Annotated in this window: 4 protein-coding genes; 2 read left to right on the top strand and 2 right to left on the bottom strand. The window is 69.4% G+C overall.

Features of this window, described 5'->3' with window-relative positions:
• Positions 1-68: 68 nt before the first annotated feature.
• Both D0D37_RS35625 and D0D37_RS35630 read right to left on the bottom strand, forming a co-directional pair.
• Positions 69-1304: an alpha/beta hydrolase gene (locus D0D37_RS35625; RefSeq protein ID WP_116204979.1), complete on the bottom strand. Its 1236-nt coding sequence runs from the start codon at positions 1302-1304 to the stop codon at positions 69-71.
• A gap of 288 nt (positions 1305-1592) precedes the next feature.
• Positions 1593-3032 (bottom strand): bifunctional phosphatase PAP2/diacylglycerol kinase family protein, encoded by a 1440-nt coding sequence (locus tag D0D37_RS35630; RefSeq protein ID WP_425266993.1) that lies wholly within the window; start codon positions 3030-3032, stop codon positions 1593-1595.
• Positions 3033-3237: 205 nt separating this feature from the next.
• Between D0D37_RS35630 and pafA the strand changes: the two genes are divergently transcribed.
• Complete coding sequence (gene pafA / locus D0D37_RS35635) at positions 3238-4596, top strand: Pup--protein ligase (RefSeq protein WP_037806466.1); 1359 nt, start codon at positions 3238-3240, stop codon at positions 4594-4596.
• 345 nt (positions 4597-4941) lie between these two features.
• Entirely contained in the window at positions 4942-5979 is a 1038-nt protein-coding gene (locus D0D37_RS48225; protein ID WP_116204982.1) for a beta propeller repeat protein, read from the top strand.
• Positions 5980-6070: the final 91 nt, after the last annotated feature.

Consider the following 6070-nt stretch of genomic DNA (forward strand, 5'->3'; position numbering starts at 1 on the left):
CTGACCTCACCACGAACGGCGCCCGCCCGGATGGACAGGGCCCGGAAGATATTTTCCGGGAAATCCGCTCAGGAGGAGGCAGGAGCGCTGCGGAAGTTCTGATCGGCGAAGGCGAGCATGTACGGGAGCGTCGCGCGGGCGGTGTGCCAGGTGTGGTTGAACCCGCGTTCGGCGTGCACCACGACCTCCTGGCCGCGCCGCTGCAGCGACGCGGCGATGCGGTGCGCGGTCGCGACGTCGGTCGGCGCGCCGGTGCCGACGGTGAGCATCACCGCGATCTTCTGCGGGAACGGCATCGTCGGGATGTAGCGGCGCGGAGTGTTCGCCGCGATCGCGGCCTGGTTGCCGCCGAGAACGCCGACCGAATCGTTCAGGTCGTCGTACGGCAGCGAGATCAGCAGCGTGCCGAACTCGTCGAGGTGGTGCAGCCCGATGTTCAGCGCGCCGAAGCCGCCGCCGGACATGCCGCCGAGCGCGCGGTGGCCCCGGTCGGCGGACGTGCGGTAGTGCTGGTCGACCGACGGCACGATGCTGCTGGCGAGATAGGTCTCCAGCTGCGGCCCGCCCGGGACGTTCAGGCATTCCCAGTCGGTGCTCGGCCGGTTGGCGGTGAGGTCGACGCTCACGATGATCATCGGCTGGACCACGTTCGCGTCCTCGAGGCTCTTCAGCGTCTGCGGCGCGGAGCCGGACGTGAGCCAGTCGCGCGGCCCGCCGTAGGGGTAGCCGTGGATCAGGTAGACGACCGGGTAGCGCTTGGCCGCGTTCGCCGGGTCGTGGTAACCGGCCGGGAGGATGACGTAGTTCTCGCCGTTCGCGACGCCGTGCGCCGGGTCGGGGACGTTCAGCACCTCGGTGCTGCCGTTGGCGCTGACCGGCGCCGCGGGACGGCCGGCCGCGGGGGAGCTGCCGCTGTTCCCGCCGGTGGGGCTGTCCGGAGTGCTGGGGTCCGAATCCTCGGCCGGATCGTCGCTGGTGCTGCGCAGCAGCGTGCCCGCGACGTTCATCGCGCCGGAGCCGCGCTGCAGCAGCCTGCCGAGGTCGCTGGGCGTGCGGACGTAGCCGACGTAGCTGTTCACCGCGGTGACCGCGGCGATCAGGAACAGCGCGATCGAGCCGCTGACGCCCCAGCGACGCGCGCGGCGGCGATGCGCGAGCGCGATCGTGACGGCGAGGACCGCGGCGGCGGCACCGGCGACGGTGAGCCACAGCAACGGGGATTCGAGCGGCCCGAGGTCCCTCGCCTGGGAGGTGACCGATGGGGGCAGGACCGGGTCGACAGCCTGCGGGAGCAGCCGCATCATCCGCGGCCTGCCGCGGACGGGCAGCTCGGACCGCGGGTGGAAAGACGCACTGAAGTAGACCCCTGCCGTGAACTGGCGCGGACACGACTGTCCCCACCTCGAAGATCACGCTAGGGACGGCTCGCTGTGGATTCGTTGAGAAAAGGTAAAGGAATGATCAAGAATGGTTGCGAAGGCGGCGAGCGGACAGTAAGCGCGCAGGTCAGAGCAGGAAGGACCGGGCACGCGGTGGCCAAGAACTCGGTGCCCGGCCGAACGCTCTCGAAGGGACCTTAGGGCAGGACGCGGTCAGGAGGCACTGTCCGGCTTCCGGTAGACGGTCAGCGCGCTCGGCCGCGACCGGAACCGGAACTCCCGCCCGAGCGGCCCGACCTCGCCGTCGGTGGCGACCCGGCGGTTCCCGTCCAGCAGCCGGACGTGCAGCTCCGGCAGGTCCCGCTGCCGGTAGACGTGGCTCGCGTGCAGGCTGTTGGTGAGGCTCGCGAGCACGAACCGGATCCGCGACCAGCGCACGTCGGCCCGCACGTACCGGACGTCGAGCAGGCCGGTGTCGAGCGCCGGGCGCCGCGAGGGCGCGAACCCCTTCGGCGCGTACGTGCCGTTGCCGACGAAGATCAGCCACACCTGCGTCGGCTTCCCGTTCAGCTGGACGGGAAGCGGTTTCGCGTGCCGCATCACGCGCACGAGCGCGATCGCCGCGGACGGCCACTTCGGGAACCGGCTCTGCAGTTTCTCCCGCAGCCGCACCATTTCCGGATACCCGCCGAGGCTGGCGGTGTTCACGAACCAGCGGTGCTCGGGCTCGCCGGCGCCGTCGACCTCGACCTCCGCCAGGTCGATGCCGACCGCGTGCCCGCCCTCGGTCGCCTCGTCCGCGTCCGGCATGGAGCGGACGCCGACGTCGCGGGCGAAGTGGTTGAGCGTCCCGGCCGGGATGAGCGCCAGCGGCAGTCCCCGTTCGGCGGCGACCGACGCGACGGCCGCGACCGTGCCGTCCCCGCCCGCCACGCCGAGCGCGCGGACCGAACCGTGCGCTTCGATCTCGTCGGCGAGCTGCTCGCGCAGATCCCGCGACGGGTCCGGATAGATCAGCGACGCCTTCGGCCAGGCGTAGCGGACGTCCTCGGTCGGGTCCAGGCCGTCGATGCCCGAATGCGGGTTCACCATCGCCAGCATGTCCTCGCCTTCGCGCATCTCAGGCGCCTGCGCCGGATGGGCGGTCCGGGCGCGCGCGTCCGGATGCAGCGGCCACCAATGCCGGGTCAGGACCGCGACCCCGGTCCCGATGGCCAGCCCGGCGGCAACGTCGCTCGGCCAGTGCACCCCGGTGTGGACCCGCGAGTACGCGACCGCCCCGGCGAGCGGGAAAAGAGCGAGCCCGGCGCGCGGCGACTCCATCGCGACCGCGGTCGCGAACGCAGCGGCCGAAGCCGAATGCCCGGACGGGAACGACGACGACGTCGGCCGTTTGCGCAGCTGACGGTGCGCGGGAACCTCCTCCTCGGCCGGACGGCGGCGCGGGAACAACGGCTTCGCGACCAGATTCGCCGCGGCGCTCGCCCCCGCGATGGCGGCGATCCCGCGCAGCGCACCGCGGCGCGCCGGGCCCTTCCGGACCGCCAGCACGGCCGCCACGCCCCACCAGAGCCGCGATTTGTCCGCACTTCGGGACAACGCGGTCACCGCGTCGTCAACCCGCGTGCGAGGAAGCGCCGCACTGCGCCGCATCAACGCCCGATCCCGCCGCCCCACCCGCCGGAAAGCCCGGCCGACCTGCTGGAACACTCTCGTCCACCTCCGCTGGCCGCGCCGGACCCGCACCCGGTCCCGGCGACCGGTTTCCGCCGCATTGTCACCACTTGCAACGTACCGACCGCGTGTCGCCGCCCGAACGGCGCACCTTCCCCGGGGGTCCAGCGCCTACTCTGGTGGGATGCAGCGGCGGATCTTTGGCATCGAGACCGAGTTCGGGGTCACGTGCACCTTTCACGGCCAGCGCAGGCTCTCCCCCGACGAGGTCGCGCGCTATCTCTTCCGGCGGGTCGTCTCGTGGGGACGCTCGTCCAACGTGTTCCTGTCCAACGGCTCCAGGCTCTACCTCGACGTGGGCTCGCACCCTGAATACGCGACGGCCGAGTGCGACGACCTGACCCAGCTCGTCACGCACGACAAAGCCGGCGAACGGATCCTCGAGGACCTCCTCGTGGACGCCGAGCGCAGGCTCGCCGACGAGGGCATCGGCGGCGACATCTTCCTGTTCAAGAACAACACCGACTCCGCGGGCAACTCCTACGGCTGCCACGAGAACTACCTGGTCACCCGGGCCGGCGAATTCTCCCGCATCGCCGACGTGCTGCTGCCCTTCCTCGTCACCCGCCAGCTCATCTGCGGCGCGGGCAAGGTCCTGCAGACCCCGCGCGGCGCGGTGTACTGCCTCTCCCAGCGCGCCGAGCACATCTGGGAAGGCGTCTCCAGCGCCACCACCCGGTCCCGGCCGATCATCAACACCCGCGACGAACCCCACGCCGACGCCGAACGCTACCGGCGCCTGCACGTCATCGTCGGCGACTCCAACATGGCCGAGCCGACGACGATGCTGAAGGTCGGGTCGGCGCATCTCGTGCTCGAGATGATCGAGGCCGGGGTGCAGTTCCGGGACTTCACGCTGGACAACCCGATCCGGGCTATTCGGGAGATCAGCCATGACCTGACCGGGCGTCGGCAGGTTCGGCTGGCCGGCGGGCGGGAGGCTTCGGCGCTGGATATTCAGCGGGAATATCACGCTCGGGCTGTTCAGCATCTCAAGGAGAACGGGTCTACTCCTGCTAACGAGCGGGTTGTGGAGTTGTGGGGGCGGGCGCTGGAGGCTGTCGAGGAGCAGGACTTCAGCAAGATCGATACCGAGATCGACTGGGCGATCAAGCATCGGTTGGTGGAGCGGTATCGGGCCAAGCACGATCTTGACTTGTCCAGTCCGCGGGTGGCTCAGCTCGACTTGGCCTACCACGACATTCGGCGGGGGCGCGGGATTTTTGACCTGCTGCAGCGGAAGGGGCTCGTGCGGCGGGTTACTGACGACGGGGAGATCGAGGCGGCGAAGGATACGCCGCCGCAGACTACCCGGGCTAAGTTGCGCGGGGACTTTATTGCGGCTGCGCAGGCTGCTGGGCGGGACTTTACGGTCGACTGGGTGCATCTGAAGTTGAATGATCAGGCGCAGCGGACTGTGTTGTGCAAGGACCCGTTCAGGTCTGTTGATGAGCGGGTCGAGAGGTTGATTGGGTCGCTTTAGGTTTTTGCTGGCGGAGGTCGGGCTGGGTCGGGGGTCTGGCTCGGCAAACTGTGTTTTTGGCGCCGACTCCGTCGTCGCGGGCGGGATCGCCTTTGAGTCGGCGTTTGGGGCTGACCGGCGTGAGGGGCCTTCGGCCTGTCACGCCGGTCAGCCCCAAACGCCGACGCGATCCCGCGTTGTGGTCGGGTGAGCGGTCAGGGGCTGAGGCTGTGGTCGGGTGAGCGGTCAGGGGCTGAGGCTGTGGTCGGGCGAGCGGTCAGGGGCTGAGGTTTTGGTTGCGGAAGTCGTTGTTGCGTGGGGGGAGAACCGACGAAAGTTGTCGGGGTGGTGCGGCAGGATCTGCGCATGGGTGCGTTTCGGAGATGTCTGGTCCTCGTAGCGGTGTTGTTGGTGTCTTTGGGTGGGGTTGCTGCTGCCTCTTCGCTGCCGTCGTGGCGGGTGTTGCCCACTGGGACCTCTGCGCAGTTTCGTGGGTTGTCTGCGGTCAGCGAGCGGGTTGCTTGGGTTAGCGGGACTCAGGGGACTGTGTTGCGGACGGGTGACGGCGGGCGCAGTTGGCTGTCGGTCGGGCCGCCGGGTGCTGGGAAGCTCGAGTTTCGCGATATTGAGGCGTTCGATGCTGACCGTGCCGTGGTGTTGTCGATCGGGCCTGGGGCGGATTCTCGGGTTTATCGCACTGACGACGGCGGGAAGAGCTGGCGGCAGACGTTCAGCAATCCTGATTCCGCTGCGTTCTATGACTGTCTTGCGTTCTTTGATCCCTGGCGCGGGCTGGCGATGAGCGATCCGGTCGACGGGAAGTTCCGGGTTCAGGCGACCTTTGACGGCGGGCGCAGTTGGCGGCAGGTTCCGGACGATGCGTTTCCGCCCGCGGAGCCTGGAGAAGCTGGTTTTGCCGCCAGTGGACAGTGCATCACTACATCGGGCCCGTTTGACGCGTGGCTTGCTACTGGTGGTGGGGCGCACGCGCGGGTTTTGCACTCTGGGGACGGTGGGCGGCACTGGGCTGCGGCTGTGACGCCGTTGCCTAGCAGTGCGTCTGCTGGGGTGTTCGCGGTTGCGTTTCGTACGCCGTGGCAAGGGGTCGCGATTGGTGGGGATTACGCCAATCCGACTGCGCCTGGACCGGCGGTTGCGTTGAGCGGCGATCGCGGGCGTAGTTGGCGCACGCCGCCGGAGCATCCGGCTGGGTATCGGTCTGGGCTTGCTTGGCGCGGTGGGACTGTGCTGGCTGTGGGGCCTGGCGGGAGTGACCTCAGTCGTGACGGCGGGCGGCATTGGGTCTCGTTCGACAGCGGCAGTTTCGACACTGTCGACTGCGCGTGGGGCGGGGCTTGCTGGGCCAGCGGGGCCAAGGGGCGCGTGGCGAAGTTGGTTCCGTAGGAGGGAACCCGATCCGGGGTGGCGGGTCCGCCGGAACGGCGGTGCGTGACCGGGCGGGCGCGGAGGGTCCGCTCGCCGCACGCATTCTGAC

The organism is Amycolatopsis circi, from assembly GCF_003385235.1.
Lineage (GTDB): Bacteria > Actinomycetota > Actinomycetes > Mycobacteriales > Pseudonocardiaceae > Amycolatopsis > Amycolatopsis circi.